This is a genomic window from Vibrio sp. Makdt (assembly GCF_027587015.1).
Taxonomy (GTDB): domain Bacteria; phylum Pseudomonadota; class Gammaproteobacteria; order Enterobacterales; family Vibrionaceae; genus Vibrio; species Vibrio chagasii_B.
On record NZ_JAPPTH010000006.1, the window covers coordinates 95749 to 115069 of the forward strand.

A 19321-nucleotide genomic window follows, 5' to 3' on the forward strand; every position below is an offset into this window, starting at 1 on the left:
CAATGACGTTAGCCTAGAGGAAAAGCAACACCCTTCCTAACTTTTATATTTGGCTAGCACTCGATGCTGGCCTTTTTTCTATCTAGCCTTTCCCTCTCACAACTCCTCCGCCACTATAAATGTTAAATATCATTAACATTTACCACTTATATCTAACTGATATCAATCGACTATTTTAGATTATTACGTGGTTAATCGCGTTTACGCATGATAATTAACCATGAACTTGACCTTAAACACAATTAGCTATACGTTGTAAAACTGGTGAAAATAAAACCACTGAGTTTTGTTAACACAAGGGATAACGTTGAACTAGCTAAAAGACTATAAGTTCATAAAAAATAACAAGTACATGAATAGTTAGTCATTTACTGTCTGGATGACAGAGAAGCAAAAGGGAGAATTGCAATGGCTCTATATGATCCTAGTCTTGAAAAAGACAACTGTGGATTTGGTTTAATAGCGCAAATGGAAGGCCAACCTAGTCATAAGTTGGTAAGAACTGCTATTTCAGCCCTAGATCGCATGACACACCGTGGTGGTATCGCCGCGGATGGTAAAACCGGAGATGGCTGTGGCTTACTACTACAGAAGCCTGACTCCTATTTAAGAATTATTGCAGAAGAGAATAATTTTAACCTCGGCAAGCAATACGCTGTCGGCATGATTTTCTTCAGCCAAGACCCAGTTAAAGCACAATCCGCACAAGAGATCGTCAATAAAGAACTCGCTCAAGAGACATTGACTATTGCAGGTTGGCGCGAAGTTCCGACTAATACCGAGGTATTAGGTCCTATCGCAAAAGATTCTGTTCCAAACATTCAGCAAGTGTTTATCTCTGCTCCTGCCGGTTGGCGTGAGCGCGATATCGAACGCCGCTTATACATCGCGCGTCGCAGAATTGAAAAACAGATCACCGAAGACAAAGATTTCTATATCTGCAGCCTTTCAACACAAGTGATGGTCTACAAAGGCTTATGTATGCCTGCCGATCTTCCGCGATTTTACCTCGATCTTGCAGACTTACGCATGGAATCAGCAATATGTCTGTTCCACCAGCGTTTCTCAACCAACACACAACCGCGCTGGCCGCTGGCTCAACCATTCCGCTATTTGGCGCACAATGGTGAGATCAATACCATTGAAGGCAACCGTCAATGGGCTAAGGCTCGCGCCTATAAATTCTCTTCACCACTGCTGCCAGATTTGCAAACTGCAGCCCCTTTCGTGAATGAAACCGGCTCTGACTCCTCAAGCCTAGATAACATGCTCGACCTATTCCTAGCCGGTGGTATGGATGTGTTTCGAGCGATGCGCATGCTTGTGCCGCCCGCTTGGCAGAATCACCCAGACATGGATCCAGACCTACGTGCCTTTTACGACTTCAACTCCAAGCACATGGAACCGTGGGATGGCCCTGCTGGTATCGTTCTATCTGACGGTCGTTACGCGGCATGTAACCTCGATAGAAATGGCCTGCGTCCTGCGCGCTATGTTATTACCAAAGACAACCTAATCACGCTGGCATCAGAAGTTGGTATCTGGAACTACGCGCCAGATGAAGTAGCAGAAAAAGGTCGTGTTGGGCCAGGTGAGCTACTAGTGATAGATACTCGCCGTGGCAAGCTATGGCAATCTAACGAGATCGATAATGACCTCAAAAGTCGCCACCCTTACAAAGAGTGGATGGAAAAGAACGTTCACAAGCTAACACCATTTTCTGAGCTCGATGATGACCAAGTGGGTAAGCGTAGCTTCGACGATGACACGCTCAAAACCTACCAAAAACAGTTTGCAATGAGCAACGAAGAGTCCGATCAGGTATTACGCGTGCTTGGTGACATGGGACAGGAAGCAGTCGGCTCAATGGGCGACGACACACCAATGGCGGTACTCTCTTCGAAAGAGCGTCTGGTCACTGATTATTTCCGTCAGAAGTTTGCCCAAGTCACCAACCCACCGATTGATCCTCTGCGTGAAAAGCATGTGATGTCGCTCGCCACCAGCATTGGCCAAGAGATGAACGTGTTCTGTGAAACAGATGGACACGCCTATCGTGTGACATTTGATTCTCCTGTTCTACTTTACTCAGACATGCAGCAACTTCTGCAACTGAATCAAAAGCACTACCGCCATGCGATCCTAAGCATGCACTACGATCCAGCGCAGCAAGACCTTGAACAAGCGATCAAAGCGGTATGTGATAGTGCAGAACAAGAAGTCCGCGAAGGTGCCGTTTTGGTTGTGTTATCGGACAAAGGTTTAGAGAAAGGCAAACTGCCAATTCCAGCAGCAATGGTGGTTGGTGCAGTACAGACTCGCCTTGCTGATACCAACCTGCGTTGTGATGCCAACATCGTAGTGGAAACAGCAACCGCTCGCGATCCACACCAATTCGCGGTGCTACTTGGCTTTGGTGCGACTGCGGTTTATCCGTACCTTGCTTATGAAGCGTTAGGCAAGATGCTCGATGATGGATCTTTAGATAGAGACTATCGTACCGCGATGCAGAACTACCAAAACGGCATCAACAAAGGTCTGTATAAGATCATGTCGAAGATGGGTATTTCAACCATTGCTTCTTACCGCTGTTCACAGCTTTTCGAAGCCGTTGGCCTACATTCTGATGTCGTTGAGCTCTGTTTCCGCGGAGTAACTACTCGAATTCAAGGCGCAAGCTTTAGCGATTTCCAGCAAGATATTTACAACCTATCACGTAAAGCATGGACTAAGCGTAAGCCAATCGAGCACGGTGGTTTACTGAAATACGTCCATGGTGGTGAATACCACGCCTATAACCCAGATGTAGTTGGTACACTGCAAACCGCAGTAAAAACTGGCGAAACGTCGGATTACCTCTCTTTTGCTAAGCAGGTAAATGCTCGCCCTGCGGCAATGTTACGTGACTTGATGAGCCTAAAAAAAGCTGATAAACCATTAGCCCTTGAGCAAGTAGAACCAAGCAGTGACCTCTTTAAACGCTTTGACTCAGCGGCGATGTCGATTGGTGCCCTGAGTCCAGAAGCGCACGAAGCATTAGCTATGGCGATGAACCGTTTGGGTGGTTACTCAAACTCAGGCGAAGGCGGTGAAGATCCACGACGTTTTGGCACCGACCGTAACTCACGCATCAAACAAATTGCGTCTGGCCGATTTGGCGTAACACCACATTACCTAACCAATGCGGATGTTCTGCAAATCAAGGTCGCACAAGGTGCGAAGCCAGGCGAAGGTGGTCAGCTGCCAGGTCATAAAGTGACGGCAGAAATCGCTAAGCTGAGATACTCGGTTCAGGGTGTTACTCTGATCTCCCCGCCTCCGCATCACGATATTTACTCGATCGAAGATTTGGCTCAGCTGATTTTCGATCTTAAACAAGTAAACCCTAAAGCCTTGGTTTCAGTGAAGTTAGTGTCTGAACCGGGTGTTGGTACTATCGCGACTGGTGTAGCAAAAGCCTACGCCGATCTGATCACCATTTCTGGTTACGATGGCGGTACCGCAGCGAGCCCACTAACCTCGGTGAAATACGCAGGTTGCCCTTGGGAGCTTGGCTTAGCCGAAACTCAGCAAGCACTGGTTGCTAACGGGCTTCGTCATAAGATCCGCCTGCAAGTCGACGGTGGATTGAAAACCGGTCTCGATGTGATTAAAGGCGCGATTCTCGGTGCAGAAAGCTTTGGCTTTGGTACCGCACCAATGGTGGCAATGGGTTGTAAATTCTTACGAATCTGCCACCTCAATAACTGTGCGACAGGCGTTGCAACTCAAGATGAAACACTTCGCCGCGAATATTTCAAAGGCTTGCCTGATATGGTGGTGAACTACTTTACTGGCTTAGCCGATGAAGTTCGCCAACACCTCGCTGACCTTGGTGTAGAAAAACTCACTCACCTAATTGGACGCACAGATTTACTGGAGGCTGTTGAAGGTCTTACTGCGAAACAGAGCAAATTGGATCTCTCCTCGATACTGGAAGCTCCGGTATCACCAGAGGGTCACCCTCTGTATTGGACCGAACCAAACGCGCCATTTGATAAGGCTCAGCTCAACCAGCAGATTCTGGATGATGCTCTCTATGCGATTGAGAAACGACAGTCCACCAGCCTTTACTACAACGTGATTAATACAGACCGTTCGATAGGCGCACGTATCTCTGGCGAAATTGCTAAGCGATACGGCAACCAAGGCATGGCTGGATCGCCAATCAAATTGTACCTAGACGGTACTGCTGGCCAATCTTTCGCAGTTTGGAATGCTGGCGGCGTAGAGCTTTACCTAACGGGTGATGCCAATGACTATGTTGGTAAAGGCATGGCTGGCGGTAAGGTGGTTATCAAACCTCACCAAGGCACCGCATTTACTTGTAACGAAGCAACCATCATAGGTAACACCTGCCTGTATGGCGCAACCGGTGGCAAGTTGTTTGCCGCAGGTACGGCGGGCGAGCGATTTGGCGTACGTAACTCAGGTACGGTTGCCGTGATTGAGGGTGCGGGTGACAACGCTTGTGAATACATGACGGGCGGTATTGTTGCCATTCTTGGCGCAACTGGCGTCAACTTCGGTGCAGGTATGACGGGTGGCTTCGCTTATGTCATGGACAAGAACGAAGACTTCCAAGGCCGAGTGAACAACGAGTCGGTTGAGGCGCTTTCTCTATCTGACTTATATATCCACCAAGAACATCTGCGTGGCTTAATTGCAGAGCACTTAGAAGAAACGGGCTCAGTACACGCTGAAGCTATTCTGGCGAACTTTGATGAATGGATTCCGAAGTTCTACCTAGTGAAACCAAAGACGGCGGATCTCAACACCTTGCTCGGCCACCAAAGCCGCAGCTCAGCTGAACTTCGTGTTCAAGCGCAATAATTGGAAGGAGCCAATAATGAGCCAGAATGTATACCAATTTATTGATGTGAATCGCGTAGACCCAGCGAAGAAACCAATCAAGATACGTAAGATTGAGTTTGTAGAGATCTACGAACCTTTCACTAAACAGCAAGCGAAAGCGCAAGCAGACCGTTGTTTAGACTGTGGTAACCCATACTGTGAATGGAAATGTCCTGTTCACAACTACATCCCTCAGTGGCTTAAGCTTGCCAATGAAGGGCGTATTATCGAAGCCGCTGAACTGTCTCACCAAACCAACAGCCTGCCTGAGGTTTGCGGTCGAGTTTGCCCTCAAGACCGCTTGTGTGAGGGCTCTTGTACCCTCAATGACGATTTCGGTGCAGTAACCATTGGCAATATTGAAAAGTACATTACCGACAAAGCCTTTGAGATGGGTTGGAAGCCTGACATGTCTCACGTTGAATGGACCGATAAAACGGTCGCGATCATCGGTGCAGGGCCGGCAGGTCTAGCGGCGGCTGATATCCTAGTTCGTAATGGCGTAAAAGCAGTTGTGTTTGACCGCTATCCGGAGATCGGCGGTCTACTGACGTTTGGTATTCCATCGTTCAAGCTTGAGAAAGGTATCATGGAGAATCGTCGCCGTATCTTTAGCGAGATGGGCGTTGAATTCCGAATGAATACTGAAGTTGGCAAAGACATTCAACTTCAAGAGCTGGTCGATGATTACGACGCTGTTTTCCTTGGTGTAGGCACTTATAAAAACATGCGCGCAGGTCTAGATAATGAAGATGCTCCGGGCGTTTATGATGCTCTGCCATTCTTGATTTCTAATACCTACAAGGTCATGGAACTGGAAAACCCAACCCCATTTATCGATATGCAAGGTAAGAAAGTCGTCGTGCTTGGTGGTGGTGATACGGCGATGGATTGCGTTCGAACCTCTATTCGTCAGAATGCGGCAGATGTGGTGTGTGCTTACCGTCGAGATGAAGCCAACATGCCGGGCTCTCGCCGTGAGGTGAAGAATGCACGTGAAGAAGGCGTAAAGTTCAAGTTTAACCTCCAGCCTATCGGCTTAGAGCTTGATAGTTCTGGGCATGTTGCTGGCGTTAAAGTCGTGAAAACTGCATTAGGTGAACCTGATGAAGCAGGCCGTCGCCGCCCAGAGCCTGTTGAAGGCAGTGAGCACATTCTTGAAGCCGATGCCGTGATCATGGCATTTGGTTTCCAACCTCACGCTATGGAATGGTTAGAACCTTTCGGTGTCGAGCTTGATCAATGGGGCCGAATTAAAGCACCCGGCCAGCAAGAGTTTCAGTACCAAACCACCAACAGCAAAATCTTTGCCGGTGGCGATGCGGTTCGCGGCTCAGATTTAGTGGTGACCGCTATCGATGAAGGCCGCAAAGCCGCTGAAGGGATATTAGATTACCTAGAAGTGTGATTAGGTTTCCTTTATTACTCAGTTCGTTACTATAAAAAAGGATCCGCATATGGATCCTTTTTTAAGTTCGATACGTTTTACCAACGGCACAACAAAAATACGTAAAACAATCGGAGACAAACCAATGCCGATAACTACAATTAGATCTAAAACGCCATAGGAAACACTATGAAAAAAGCCGCTCTCCTCTCGCTATCACTTTTAACTTTAACCGCTTGCAGCCAAGGGATCACGGACATGAAAGACAGAACATCATCACCTTGTGGTGACAAACCAAATTGCGTATCAACACAAGATGACCGTGAACAACATGCTTTGGCTGCATACGAGCTATCCGATTCAGCAAGCCTTGATGCCATTGAGCAAGTCGCTTTGACTTTGCCGGGCGCGAATACGGCCAACAAAACCGATAATTACCTGCGTGTTGAGTGCACATCACGCATCATGCGCTTTGTCGATGACCTTGAGTTAAAAGTCGATGGAGACAAGCTCATCGTTCGTTCAGAGTCCCGCACTGGCTACTCTGACTTTGGTGTGAACCGTAAACGAGCAGAACAACTTCGTGCTAGCTTGCAAAGCGAAGGTCTAATCAAATAGACAAAGAATACTGGAGTAAATCCACACTATTCGGATGAGAAGTGCTTCAGGGCAGTCGCTCGACGCTTCTTATCCATGCTACAATTTCGCTCTACTGTTTAAATATTTTTTAATTAAGAGACTACACATGAAAATCGGCATCATTGGCGCAATGGAGCAAGAAGTTGCGATCCTAAAAGCAGCTATTTCAGACATTACTGAAGTTAATAAAGGCGGTTGTACCTTTTTCTCTGGTCAGCTAAATGGTGTTGACGTTGTTTTGCTTCAATCAGGCATTGGTAAAGTAGCTGCGGCTGTTGGTACCTCTATCCTACTAAGCGAATACCAACCAGATGTCGTTCTAAACACGGGCTCTGCTGGCGGTTTTGATTCAACTCTAAACCTTGGCGATGTAGTTATCTCTACAGAAGTACGTCACCACGACGCAGACGTAACAGCTTTCGGTTACGAAATCGGCCAGATGGCAGGTCAACCAGCTGCATTCAAAGCTGACGAGAACCTGATGAAAGTAGCTGAGCAAGCGCTAGCTCAAATGGAAGACAAGCACGCGGTTCGTGGCCTTATCTGTACTGGCGACGCATTTGTTTGCACAGCAGAACGCCAAGAGTTCATCCGTAAGCACTTCCCGTCTGTGGTTGCTGTAGAAATGGAAGCTTCTGCGATTGCTCAAGCTTGTCACCAGTTCCAAGTACCATTTGTGGTTGTTCGTGCAATCTCTGACGTTGCAGACAAAGAATCACCAATGAGTTTTGAAGAGTTCTTGCCACTAGCAGCACAAAGCTCTTCTGAAATGGTTATCAAAATGGTTGCCCTACTAAAGTAAGCGACTAAGCATGCAAACACTGTTTGATCAGGTATTTGCAAATGGCGTGCTCCTTGTAATGTGGGGAGCACTGCTTTTTCATTTGATTCTACCTATCCCTCATGTCGCACACCCCACGACCTTATGGCATAAGTTTGCTGAGCTTTTAGCAAGCAAGGTTAATAATAACCAAAACTATTCCCAAAGCTTAATCTCGGGCACATTAGCCTGGGGATTAATGGTACTGCCAACTCTGGTTATTCTGTTGGCCTTGCAGCCTTTGGTTTGGCAATCTCAGCTGTTTGAGTTGGCGCTGTTATTACTCGCGATTGATTGGCGTAATAATGAAAAGCTGGCTAATCAGTTGATCAAAGCACTTGGTCGAGAAGATAAAGCCGCCGCTCGTCAGTTACTGGCTCCAATTGTCAATCGTCAGACCGAATCTCTTTCATCACTTGGCCTAGGCAAAGCCGCCACAGAAACCGTCATCATGGGTTACGCTCGTAACGTGGTTTGTGTGTTGTTCTGGTACGCCATCGGTGGTGGTATCGCGGCGTTGATGTATCGCCTGATTATCGAATTAGCTCGAGCTTGGTCACCAAGTCGCAAGCAGTTCTCTCCTTTTGGCTCAACAGCCATCAAAATCGTCGCGATCCTTGAATTTATCCCAATGCGTTTATTTGCTTTGATGATCGTATGCGGTGATAAAGCGTCTCACACACTTAAGATGATGCTAACTCAAAGTCGCTCTTGGCCTCTACCAGGCCCTGCGTGGTTGATTACAGCAGTAGGCAATAAGCTTGAGCTATCACTCGGTGGTCCGGCTATTTACAACGATACCAAAGCCATTCGCGCAAAATTAGGCGGAAGAATCGCCCCATCCGCACTGCACTTATCACAGGTTCAAAAGCTGCTATTTGGACGCATCGCTATTTGGATATTCTTACAAAGCTTAGCCTTACTCATTATTCACCAAGGGATTTAAAGTGAAACCCTCTCAACTTGTTACATCATGTGCAACTTTCGCGATCAGCTTTAGCTTATGGGTACCAAGCACGCTTGCAACCGAAGTAACCAAGGCAAAACGCGTGGTCAGCTTAGCCCCTCACGCCACAGAGCTCGCATACAGTGCGGGTTTAGGCGATAACTTAGTTGCTGTGAGTGAACGAAGTGATTACCCACCACAAGCCGATAAGCTAGAAAAAGTGGCAAACTATCAAGGTATCAAGGTTGAGAAAATCATCGCGCTTCAGCCAGATCTTATCCTTGCTTGGCCAGCGGGTAACCCACCGAGAGAACTGGCGAAACTGGAGCAGTTTGGCTTTAATATTTATTACTCAAAAACCAAAAGCCTAGACAGCATCGCGACCAATATTGAGCAACTTAGCCAATACGCCAGCGATCCGAGTATCGGTGAGAATAATGCTAAGCAATACAAAGAGCAGCTCAACGCGTTAAGGCTAAAATACAAAGATGCGGAGCCGGTCAGCTACTTCTACCAGCTAAGTGAAAAACCTATTATCACCGTGGCACAAGGACACTGGCCAAGTGAAGTATTTGAGTTTTGTGGCGGCCGAAATATTTTTGAAGACAGCGCTTCACCCTACCCGCAAGTCGGTATTGAGCAAGTTGTGCTGAATAAACCGCAAGTGATCTTCACTTCTCAGCACGCTATTGAGAATGGAACCATGTGGCAATCGTGGGCGGAAGAGATCCCAGCCGTCGCTAAAAATCAGATATGGTCGCTCAATTCAGACTGGATTAACCGACCAACCACAAGAACTTTGCAAGCTATCCAGCAAGTGTGCGATTACTTCGATAGAGTCCGAGAAAATCACTAACTTTTTAGTCTGTTTTTTCGTACAATTCGCCACCGACCTGTCCCTACAATTTTAACAATAAGAGCACCAGTATCATGGACTCCATGCTGCTTTATATTATCGATTTATTTGGCACTGCCATCTTTGCTATTTCAGGCGTATTTGTTGCTGGACGCCTAAAAATGGACCCTTTTGGTGTCGCCGTTCTCGGCAGTGTAACCGCTATTGGCGGAGGTACAATTCGAGACATGGCACTGGGTGCTACTCCTGTTTTTTGGATAACCGATACCACCTATCTTTGGGTCATTATCGTTACCTGTTTATTAACTATGATCATCGTGAGACGCCCCAAGCGTTTGGCATGGTGGATCCTACCCGTCTGTGACGCCATAGGTTTAGCTGTGTTCGTTGGTATTGGTGTTGAAAAAGCATTGGCTTATCAAGACTCAGCATTGGTTGCCATCATCATGGGCGTAATTACAGGCTGTGGCGGCGGCATTATTCGTGACGTACTTGCCCGAGAAGTACCGATGATCCTGCGAAGCGAGGTCTACGCGACCGCTTGTATCATCGGCGGTGCATTCCACACTATGGCTATTCGCATGGGTCACGATTCAGAGACCGCATTCCTAGCCGGCGTATTCTCTACATTGTTGATTAGACTTGGCGCCATTCGTTGGCACTTATCGTTACCAACTTTCGCGATTAAATAAGCTATCGCTAAAAAGAAAAGGGCTCCACTTAGGGGCCTTTTTTAATCTTGCCAACTCAGACTCCTGCTCTGCTTCTCCGCCTCAAGTCACTTCCGCCCCAGCTTAGTAATGTTTTTTATTTACTTAATCAATTGACGAGCTATATTAGTAAACGAATGACTTTATAAACATATTCATTTACTAACAATGAGGGCTCTAGGATGAGCAGTAATAAAATTGGAATTGTTTTCTTCTCTAAATGCGGCGCAACTAAGCAGGTCGCCGAACTGCTCGCAGAGGGCGTAAACACACAGCTATCTGACTCAGCCCTACTCATCGAAGTGCTGCCTTCGGAGATCATTGAAGGCCGATATGACAATGACGAAAAGCTCAAACTCCTAGACAGTTGTGATGCGATCGTTTTTGGCGCTCCAACCTATATGGGTTCACCTGCCGCTCAGTTTAAAAGCTTTATGGATGCGAGCAGTGACAACTACTGCAAGAAGTTATGGCGAAATAAACTCGCTGCTGGCTTCACCACTGGAGGCAGTCTTAACGGAGAGCAACAACAAACCCTGCTTAGCTTTTTCACTCTAGCTTGTCAGCACGGCATGATTTGGGTTGGCTTAGACGCCTCAAGACACACAGATAATTTAGGGTTAAACCGCACTGGTTCAAATATTGGTTTAGTGTCTAGTATCGATGATGGTGAAGATAGCGTTAACCACAATGACTTACTCACTGCTCAATACTACGGTTCAAGAATCGCCAGCTTGGTTCAAGAACTCGTAAACAAAAGCTAGAGCAACGGCCTTGATTGAGATAAGTTGGACGTATCATTCCCAACTTTCATGAATATCATCAAATGCTACTCGAAGGAATCGAAACTCTCTTGGTTTTGAGTAAAGCCAAAACCATGAGCCGCACTGGCAGCCTGCTGTATATCAGCCAATCAGCGGTAAGCAAACGGATTGCTAACTTAGAAAAGAAGTTGGGAAAAAAGCTTATTGAGCCAAGCGGTCGGCAGATAAAACTCACGCCAGAAGCGATAGCACTGATCGAGAGTATTGGTCCTACGTTCAATGAACTTCGTGGTCTTATTTATGAACAGCAAGAGCTGGAGGATACGACTCTCATTACCTTAGACAGCTCTAAGTCTCTGATAGCCGGCTATTTAGGTGAAATGATGGGGCAGTTTATCCAACAAGATAAATACATCACGATAACCACCAACCACACGCCCAGAATCATCGAGCGAGTTCAGTCCGGCAAGGCAACCCTAGGGTTATGCGCAGGCTTGTTGCCGCCGCATCATGGATTGATGACGTTTCATCTGTTCGACGAGCCCTTTTACATTGTAAGTAAATTGCCGTTGAATGGGCTTCCCCCCAAAGTCATCACTAATGACATGACTAACCCAGCCAACTCTTACCAACTCTCAGTATTAGAAAAATTTGGTATCAAACCTTTGATGGAGATGGATGCCTACACTGCCGCAGCGCAGCTTGCACTAGGTGGAACTGGTCCTGCTTTGATTCCGCTCTCTATCGTAAAAACACTCAATATTAAGTCTCAATATCTGTATAGCTTCCAGGAATTAGCGGGCTTAATCCGGCCGATTCATGTCTGTGTAAGACCAAATAGCTACCAGTCTCCACGAGTTAAAACACTGATAGAATCCATTGTTGATGCTGTTCCCAAAGCAGTTTAGACGCCATGAGCATCGACATCACAATCACTAGAGGGCGGATCCACTTCTGCCCTTTTGTCACCACCACTTTAGCGCCCAGCTGAGCCCCCATAAAGCCACCAATTGCCATCACTAAGCCGAGCTCCCAGATTGGCAAGCCTGCCAAAATAAAGAAGAGCAGTGCTGCGATATTAGAGGTGAAGTTCAACACCTTAGTGCGTGCCGTAGCATCGACTAAAGAGAAGTGACCAATTGCGACAAAGCAGACGGTAAAGATAGAGCCCGTACCAGGCCCAAAGAAGCCATCGTAAAAGCCAACACCACCACCAACGCACAAAGCAAACATCGCTTCAGAGATCTTCTGTTTACCTTCAGAGGTCTTGGTTTGTGGCGCTAATAGGAAGTAGAGTGAGATCGCGATCAGCAGCAGTGGGATCACACTGGTCAATAAGCTCGCATCAATGAACTGAACGAGTTCTGCACCAATCGCCGAGCCAATGAAGGTACACAAAATGGCGAGGCGCATCTCCTTGATACTAACGATACCATTACGCACGAAGTACCAACTTGCGGAAAAACTGCCGAAAGAGCTTTGAAGCTTGTTAGTTGCTAGGGCTTGTGTCGGTGGAACTCCCGCTGCGAGTAATGCTGGCAAAGTCAGTAGCCCGCCACCGCCAGCCATCGCATCGATAAAGCCCGCTGCTGTTGCGACAACAAACAAAATAGCCAATATTTCCAGAGTGATTTCCATATACCCAACGCCTCAAAGTCTCGTGTAGCGACAACTTACCATCCTGAGCAGGTGATCAATAACGAAACACAAGATTCTAACCTATTCCAAATATTCATCATTTAACTAACTCTGTATCACGGACATAAAAAAGCCCACTCCGAAGAGTGGGCTTTGAGCATTTATATCCGCTAACTTCAGTTCAGTTAGCTGAGCTAAGACAAATTAAGCTTGAGAAGCTTTCACCTGTGCGTGTAGCTCTTGAACAGAAGTTACTGTCGTCTTCGCGTCTGCAGTGTGCGCCATACATGTTGCAAATGCTGCGTTTAGCGTAGTCGTGTAGTTTACCTTCTCAGCAAGTGCACCACGACGAAGAACTTTAGAGTCTTCAATCGCTTGACGGCCAGCTGCAGTGTTCACGATGTAGGTGTACTCGTTGTTCTTGATACGGTCAAGAATGTGAGGACGGCCTTCGTGTACCTTGTTTACTAGACGTGGGTTGATGCCCGCTTCGCCAAGAATCACTGCTGTACCGTGTGTTGCGTCTAGCTGGTAACCAAGCTTAGATAGCTTAGATGCTAGGTCTACAACGCGTTCTTTGTCGCCTTCGCGAACAGAAAGAAGTGCACGGCCGCCTTCTGGGTAGATGTTGCCACAACCCAATTCCGCTTTAGAGTAAGCTTCTGCGAACGTTGCACCAACACCCATAACTTCACCAGTAGAGCGCATTTCTGGGCCTAATAGTGGGTCAACACCAGGGAACTTGTTGAATGGAAGTACCACTTCCTTCACTGAGTAGTACGGTGGGATGATTTCTTTGGTAAAGCCTTGAGACTCTAGCGATTGACCCGCCATTACACGTGCAGCAATCTTAGCGATTGGTGCCCCCGTTGCTTTAGATACGAACGGTACCGTACGTGCTGCACGAGGGTTAACCTCGATTAGGTACACTTGGTTGTTCTTAACAGCAAACTGCGTATTCATCAGACCACGAACACCCAACTCGAACGCCAGCTTTTCAACTTGCTCACGCATTACGTCTTGGATTTCTTGGCTTAGCGTGTATGCAGGAAGAGAACATGCTGAGTCACCAGAGTGAACACCCGCTTGTTCGATATGCTCCATGATACCGCCGATAACTACGCGCTCACCGTCACAGATAGCATCGATATCCACTTCAACCGCGTCATCTAAGAAGCTATCAAGAAGAACTGGAGATTCGTTCGATACGCTTACTGCTTCGTTGAAGTAGCGACGTAAGTCTTGCTCATCGTATACGATTTCCATCGCACGACCACCAAGTACGTAAGAAGGACGTACAACCAATGGGAAGCCGATTTCGCGAGATTTCTCTACCGCTTGTTCCATTGTTGTTACTGTCGCGTTCTCTGGCTGTAGAAGACCTAGACGGTCAACAGCAACTTGGAAACGCTCACGGTCTTCTGCACGGTCGATTGCGTCAGGGCTAGTACCGATGATTGGCACGCCAGCCGCTTCAAGTGCGCGAGCCAGTTTCAGTGGTGTTTGACCACCGTACTGAACGATAACGCCTTTTGGCTTCTCAACACGAGCGATTGCTAGTACGTCTTCCAGTGTTACTGGTTCGAAGTACAGACGGTCAGATGTGTCGTAATCCGTTGAAACAGTCTCAGGGTTACAGTTAACCATGATAGTTTCGTAGCCATCTTCACGTAGAGCTAGTGATGCGTGTACACAACAGTAGTCAAATTCAATACCTTGGCCGATACGGTTTGGACCGCCACCAAGAATCATGATCTTGTCTTTGTCTGTTGGGTTCGCTTCACACTCATCATCGTAAGATGAGTACATGTAAGCCGTGTCTGAAGAGAACTCAGCCGCACACGTATCAACGCGCTTGTAAACTGGGTGGATATCGTATTGGTCACGTAGACGACGGATTTCGCTTTCCGCTACACCCAGAATCTTAGATAGGCGCGCATCCGCAAAACCTTTACGCTTAAGCTTGTTTAGCTCGTCTTTGTTCAAGCCGGCAAAGCCTTTCGCTTTAAGTTCTTGCTCAAGCTTAACGATGTCTTCGATTTGAACTAGGAACCAACGGTCGATTTGCGTTAGGTTAAATACGCCATCTACAGACATACCCGCACGGAATGCATCCGCGATGTACCAAATACGCTCTGCGCCAGCTTCTTTTAGTTCGTGACGAATTGTTGTTAATGCGTCTGGCGCATCTAGGTCAACCATTTCGTCAAAGCCAGTCGCGCCAACTTCTAGGCCACGAAGTGCTTTTTGTAGAGATTCTTGCTGGTTACGGCCGATAGCCATAACTTCACCAACAGACTTCATTTGCGTCGTTAGACGGTCGTTAGCACCTGCAAATTTCTCGAAGTTGAAACGAGGAATCTTAGTTACTACGTAGTCGATTGTTGGTTCGAATGATGCAGGTGTTGCGCCACCCGTGATGTCATTTTGCAGTTCATCTAATGTGTAACCCACAGCCAGTTTCGCTGCAATCTTAGCGATTGGGAAACCTGTCGCTTTAGACGCTAGAGCAGAAGAACGAGATACACGTGGGTTCATCTCGATGATAACCATACGGCCATCTTTCGGGTTGATACCAAACTGTACGTTAGAACCACCCGTTTCAACACCAATCTCACGCAGTACCGCTAGAGAAGCGTTACGCATTAGTTGGTATTCTTTGTCTGTTAGCGTCTGTGCTGGTGCAACTGTGATTGAGTCACCCGTGTGGATGCCCATTGGGTCAAAGTTTTCAATCGCACATACGATGATACAGTTGTCCGCTTTGTCACGAACCACTTCCATCTCGTACTCTTTCCAACCGATAAGAGATTCATCGATTAGAAGCTCGTTGGTTGGAGATAGGTCCAGACCACGACGACAGATTTCTTCAAATTCTTCTTTGTTGTATGCGATACCACCGCCAGTACCACCCATAGTGAATGATGGACGGATGATACATGGGAAGCCAACCATATCTAGAACGCCGTAAGCTTCTTCCATGGTTTTCGCAGTATCCGCACGTGGACACTCAAGGCCGATAGACTTCATCGCTTTATCGAAACGAGAACGGTCTTCTGCTTTATCGATAGCGTCAGCCGTTGCACCAATCATCTCTACACCGAACTCTTCAAGAACACCGTGTTTCTCTAGGTCTAGTGCACAGTTAAGTGCTGTTTGGCCACCCATTGTAGGTAGAACTGCATCTGGCTTCTCTTTCGCAATGATGTTGCGAACAACTTCCCATTGGATAGGCTCGATGTAAGTTGCATCAGCCATGTCTGGGTCAGTCATGATGGTCGCTGGGTTCGAGTTTACAAGAATAACTCGGTAACCTTCTTCGCGAAGCGCTTTACAAGCTTGAGCACCAGAGTAATCGAACTCACATGCTTGGCCGATAACGATCGGGCCAGCACCTAGAATTAGAATACTTTTAATGTCAGTACGTTTTGGCATTGTCTACTACTCCGAATTACGCTGTGTGCTTTTTAATTAGTTCAATGAAGTGGTCAAATAACGGCGCTGCGTCTTCTGGACCTGGGCTTGCTTCTGGGTGACCTTGGAAGCTAAATGCTGGTTTGTCTGTACGGTGGATACCTTGTAGAGAACCATCAAATAGCGACTTGTGCGTTGCACGTAGGTTTTCAGGTAGTGTGTCTTCGTCAGCAGCAAAGCCGTGGTTTTGTGAAGTAATCATCACAACATCACGATCTAAATCTTTAACTGGATGGTTTGCACCGTGGTGACCAAACTTCATCTTCACTGTCTTAGCGCCTGACGCAAGAGCAAGAATTTGGTGGCCTAGACAGATACCAAAGATTGGTAAGCCTTTTTCTAGGAACACTTTTGTCGCTTCAATTGCGTAAGTACATGGTTCTGGGTCACCAGGGCCATTTGAAAGGAATACACCGTCTGGGTTTAGTGCAAGCACTTCTTCAGCAGAAGTTTCAGCTGGAACAACCGTTAGGCGGCAGCCGCGGTCAACGAGCATTCGTAGGATGTTTCGTTTTGCACCGAAGTCATAAGCAACAACGTGGTATGGCAATTCTGAGTCTGCTTTCGCTTCAGGAAGTCCACCCGTAAGCGTCCACGAACCTTGTTTCCATTGATACGCTTCTTTTGTTGTAACTTCTTTCGCAAGGTCCATACCTTTCAGGCCAGGGAATTCTTTTGCCTTAGCTAGAGCCAAAGCTTCGTCTAAGTTGTTACCCGCTACAATACAACCGTTCTGAGCGCCTTTTTCACGAAGAATACGCGTCAGCTTACGAGTATCGATATCAGCGATACCAACAACGTTTTGCGACTTAAGGTAATCAGAAAGGGATTGTTCATTACGGAAGTTAGAAGCGATAAGAGGGAGATCGCGAATCACAAGGCCTTGAGCGTGGATTGAAGAGGATTCTTCGTCTTCGGAATTGGTTCCGGTATTGCCAATGTGAGGGTAAGTAAGGGTAACGATTTGTTGAGAATAGGAAGGATCAGTGAGGATTTCTTGGTACCCCGTCATCGAGGTATTAAAAACGACTTCACCAACTGCAGAACCTACAGCGCCAATGGCTTCACCGTGAAATACTGTCCCATCTTCTAGGACAAGTAGTGCTGACTTTTTCAAGACAACCTCCAGAAATAAATATGCATTAAAATTGATTTAATTTGCAAATCTACCTTCCTGCAACACTTAAAAGTGAGTGTTTATGGAAATTAGACAAATTGGCGGTATTTTAGTGATGTGCGTGATACGTGTCAACATTTAACGCAAAAGAAATTAAAGATTTGTACGCACTAATTCAATTTACCCTTCCAAAGCTCCAAAAGTTCAACTTTCATGGTCAATTAAGCACGATATTGAGATTTTCCAATTTTATCCCATTACTTTTGTCTGCCTTTAAGTACCAAAAACATCACCAACAAAAAGCAATCGATAAATACAAACAGAAAACATGAAGATTTAAAGATCTAATCCAAAAATAAGACCAAGAGAACAAAACAACAAGAAAAGTGAGGTAAAAACGATGTTAAAAGGTAGGTTTAAGAGAGAGGTGATAAACAAGAATACTGCGTTAAAGGTAGCAAATAAAGAAAGCGCCGGCAATTGCCAGCGCATAATTATCTATTTACAGATCATTCAAACCAAGGACATCTGTCATGGTATAAAAGCCCGCTGGCTTGTCATTGAGCCAAACAGCAGCTTTGATCGCACCGTTTGCAAAGGTCATTCGGTCAGTCGCTTTATGAGTAATTTCCACTCGTTCGCCGATATCTGCAAACATAGCAGTGTGTTCTCCAATGATGTCACCGGCACGAATCGTTGCGAAACCAATCTCATCTTTCGTACGTTCGCCAGTAATGCCTTCACGTGACCATACCGCCACATCGTTCAGCTCATTACCCATAGCACCGGCGATCGCTTCACCCATACCAATTGCAGTACCTGATGGTGCATCCACTTTATGACGGTGGTGGGCCTCAACGATTTCAACATCACAGTAATCGCCCATCACTTTAGCGGCTTTCTCTAGTAGCTTAAATACGAGGTTAACGCCTACGCTGTAGTTTGGTGCCATTACAATAGGCATCTCTTTTGCAGCAGCGTCAATCACCTGCTTCTCCTCTTCTGAGAAGCCTGTCGTACCGATGATAAGTTTTTTGCCGTGACGTTTACAAAGTTCAATATTCGCTAATGTGCTAACAGGTGCGGTAAAGTCGACAATCACATCAAACTCTTCGATGGCTTTAGACAAATCATCCACTAGAGCAACATCAAAGCGACCTTCCCCACATAGCTCGCCAACATCAACGCCAACTAATGATGACTCGGGACGTTCCGAGCCAGCGCCAACACTAGCTTCTGAATTATGATGAGCGGCTTTCACCAAGTTGCGGCCCATACGACCCGCTGCTCCTGCTATTGCAATTCTTACCACTGCGAATATCTCCATTGTTTTGGTTACTGTTGCCGCAGTTCTCTTGCAGCAACGTTCATTCGATTAATCTCTTTAAACTAACAACAATCTCAAACTCAGGCTAGCAATTAAGAAAACTCTTTTACCACTCGCTCTAAAATTGGCACATTTGCTTCAGGGAAAGCGTACTGATTCAATGATTCAAGGCTGACCCATTCACCTTGCTGACCTTCTTTACCATAAGGTTGCTCTTCAAAATCAGTCACGAGAATGAAATCGAACTTAAGTGACTTGTCCGTGTAATCAAATTCAAGATGCTCAAACAGAGACTGCTCGGTCACCTTAATACCGATCTCTTCATCAAGCTCGCGAGTCATCGCTTGCTCAATAGTTTCGCCCTCTTCAACCTTGCCACCAGGAAACTCCCAAAAGCCACCTTTGTGCTTGTCATCTGGGCGCTTAGTGATAAAGACCTGTGACTTATCTTGATTGAAGATAATACCCGCTACGATATGGATTCTTTTCATTGATGGTGTTCCTTAATAAAACGCTGAACTCACAAAGTCCCTAAATACATCATCCTCAAGAAAGAGGAACGACTGAGTTGGGGATCTAAAACTACGCGAGCCTAACTAAACAAGATTCCCTACTACGCTAGCTCCTCGCTATAGGGAATGACGACTTCCTTGAGTAACAAAGTAAGCCATGAAATTTACATACAAAAAGAGCCGCCTAAGCGACTCTTGAACAAATAAAATTATATTTAGGCAAAGCTGTAATGGTTGA

Annotated in this window: 14 protein-coding genes; 9 read left to right on the plus strand and 5 right to left on the minus strand. The window is 46.5% G+C overall.

Features of this window, described 5'->3' with window-relative positions:
* The first annotated feature begins 408 nt into the window (after nucleotides 1-408).
* The 9 genes from gltB (at nucleotide 409) to OH460_RS09685 (ending at nucleotide 11923) form a co-directional block, all read left to right on the plus strand.
* The gene (gltB, locus tag OH460_RS09645) at nucleotides 409-4872 is read left to right on the plus strand and encodes a glutamate synthase large subunit (RefSeq protein ID WP_269996943.1); all 4464 of its coding nucleotides are present in this window, start codon (nucleotides 409-411) and stop codon (nucleotides 4870-4872) included.
* A 16-nt stretch (nucleotides 4873-4888) separates the two neighbouring features.
* Nucleotides 4889-6301 (plus strand): FAD-dependent oxidoreductase, encoded by a 1413-nt coding sequence (locus tag OH460_RS09650; protein WP_269996944.1) that lies wholly within the window; start codon nucleotides 4889-4891, stop codon nucleotides 6299-6301.
* A 168-nt stretch (nucleotides 6302-6469) separates the two neighbouring features.
* Nucleotides 6470-6898 (plus strand): DUF1499 domain-containing protein, encoded by a 429-nt coding sequence (locus tag OH460_RS09655; RefSeq protein ID WP_269996945.1) that lies wholly within the window; start codon nucleotides 6470-6472, stop codon nucleotides 6896-6898.
* Between the two features lie 127 nt (nucleotides 6899-7025).
* Nucleotides 7026-7721, plus strand: a complete 696-nt coding sequence (gene mtnN, locus OH460_RS09660) for a 5'-methylthioadenosine/S-adenosylhomocysteine nucleosidase (protein ID WP_004741524.1) — start codon at nucleotides 7026-7028, stop codon at nucleotides 7719-7721.
* A 10-nt stretch (nucleotides 7722-7731) separates the two neighbouring features.
* On the plus strand, nucleotides 7732-8685 hold the full coding sequence (locus OH460_RS09665) for a cobalamin biosynthesis family protein (protein WP_269996946.1): 954 nt from the start codon (nucleotides 7732-7734) through the stop codon (nucleotides 8683-8685).
* A gap of 1 nt (nucleotide 8686) precedes the next feature.
* Nucleotides 8687-9541, plus strand: a complete 855-nt coding sequence (btuF, locus tag OH460_RS09670) for a vitamin B12 ABC transporter substrate-binding protein BtuF (protein ID WP_269996947.1) — start codon at nucleotides 8687-8689, stop codon at nucleotides 9539-9541.
* A gap of 74 nt (nucleotides 9542-9615) precedes the next feature.
* Nucleotides 9616-10233: a TRIC cation channel family protein gene (locus OH460_RS09675; RefSeq protein ID WP_061033370.1), complete on the plus strand. Its 618-nt coding sequence runs from the start codon at nucleotides 9616-9618 to the stop codon at nucleotides 10231-10233.
* Between the two features lie 200 nt (nucleotides 10234-10433).
* Nucleotides 10434-11015, plus strand: a complete 582-nt coding sequence (locus tag OH460_RS09680) for a flavodoxin family protein (protein WP_269996948.1) — start codon at nucleotides 10434-10436, stop codon at nucleotides 11013-11015.
* Between the two features lie 62 nt (nucleotides 11016-11077).
* The gene (locus tag OH460_RS09685; RefSeq protein WP_269996949.1) at nucleotides 11078-11923 is read left to right on the plus strand and encodes a LysR family transcriptional regulator; all 846 of its coding nucleotides are present in this window, start codon (nucleotides 11078-11080) and stop codon (nucleotides 11921-11923) included.
* Here OH460_RS09685 and OH460_RS09690 read toward each other — a convergent pair.
* From OH460_RS09690 to mutT, 5 genes are all read right to left on the minus strand, one after another.
* Complete coding sequence (locus tag OH460_RS09690; protein WP_269996950.1) at nucleotides 11874-12653, minus strand: TSUP family transporter; 780 nt, start codon at nucleotides 12651-12653, stop codon at nucleotides 11874-11876. The two genes, OH460_RS09685 and OH460_RS09690, sit on opposite strands and share 50 nt — an antisense overlap.
* A gap of 204 nt (nucleotides 12654-12857) precedes the next feature.
* Nucleotides 12858-16088 carry a carbamoyl-phosphate synthase large subunit gene (gene carB, locus OH460_RS09695; RefSeq protein ID WP_128162012.1) on the minus strand — a complete coding sequence of 1077 codons (3231 nt, stop codon included), beginning with the start codon at nucleotides 16086-16088 and terminating at the stop codon, nucleotides 12858-12860.
* A gap of 16 nt (nucleotides 16089-16104) precedes the next feature.
* Complete coding sequence (carA, locus tag OH460_RS09700) at nucleotides 16105-17244, minus strand: glutamine-hydrolyzing carbamoyl-phosphate synthase small subunit (protein ID WP_004740731.1); 1140 nt, start codon at nucleotides 17242-17244, stop codon at nucleotides 16105-16107.
* Between the two features lie 502 nt (nucleotides 17245-17746).
* Nucleotides 17747-18571 carry a 4-hydroxy-tetrahydrodipicolinate reductase gene (gene dapB / locus OH460_RS09705; protein WP_081090357.1) on the minus strand — a complete coding sequence of 275 codons (825 nt, stop codon included), beginning with the start codon at nucleotides 18569-18571 and terminating at the stop codon, nucleotides 17747-17749.
* A 92-nt stretch (nucleotides 18572-18663) separates the two neighbouring features.
* Nucleotides 18664-19062 (minus strand): 8-oxo-dGTP diphosphatase MutT, encoded by a 399-nt coding sequence (mutT, locus tag OH460_RS09710; RefSeq protein ID WP_008222857.1) that lies wholly within the window; start codon nucleotides 19060-19062, stop codon nucleotides 18664-18666.
* Nucleotides 19063-19321: the final 259 nt, after the last annotated feature.

What these genes read in the sequence shown, in the direction of transcription:
- mutT (WP_008222857.1), bottom strand. Translation starts at nt 19,062, where the DNA reads ATGAAAAGAATCCATATCGTAGCGGGTATTATCTTCAATCAAGATAAG.
- OH460_RS09665 (WP_269996946.1), top strand. Translation starts at nt 7,732, where the DNA reads ATGCAAACACTGTTTGATCAGGTATTTGCAAATGGCGTGCTCCTTGTA.
- OH460_RS09655 (WP_269996945.1), top strand. Translation starts at nt 6,470, where the DNA reads ATGAAAAAAGCCGCTCTCCTCTCGCTATCACTTTTAACTTTAACCGCT.
- OH460_RS09650 (WP_269996944.1), top strand. Translation starts at nt 4,889, where the DNA reads ATGAGCCAGAATGTATACCAATTTATTGATGTGAATCGCGTAGACCCA.
- OH460_RS09675 (WP_061033370.1), top strand. Translation starts at nt 9,616, where the DNA reads ATGGACTCCATGCTGCTTTATATTATCGATTTATTTGGCACTGCCATC.
- carB (WP_128162012.1), bottom strand. Translation starts at nt 16,088, where the DNA reads ATGCCAAAACGTACTGACATTAAAAGTATTCTAATTCTAGGTGCTGGC.
- mtnN (WP_004741524.1), top strand. Translation starts at nt 7,026, where the DNA reads ATGAAAATCGGCATCATTGGCGCAATGGAGCAAGAAGTTGCGATCCTA.
- OH460_RS09685 (WP_269996949.1), top strand. Translation starts at nt 11,078, where the DNA reads ATGCTACTCGAAGGAATCGAAACTCTCTTGGTTTTGAGTAAAGCCAAA.
- gltB (WP_269996943.1), top strand. Translation starts at nt 409, where the DNA reads ATGGCTCTATATGATCCTAGTCTTGAAAAAGACAACTGTGGATTTGGT.
- OH460_RS09690 (WP_269996950.1), bottom strand. Translation starts at nt 12,653, where the DNA reads ATGGAAATCACTCTGGAAATATTGGCTATTTTGTTTGTTGTCGCAACA.
- OH460_RS09680 (WP_269996948.1), top strand. Translation starts at nt 10,434, where the DNA reads ATGAGCAGTAATAAAATTGGAATTGTTTTCTTCTCTAAATGCGGCGCA.
- dapB (WP_081090357.1), bottom strand. Translation starts at nt 18,571, where the DNA reads ATGGAGATATTCGCAGTGGTAAGAATTGCAATAGCAGGAGCAGCGGGT.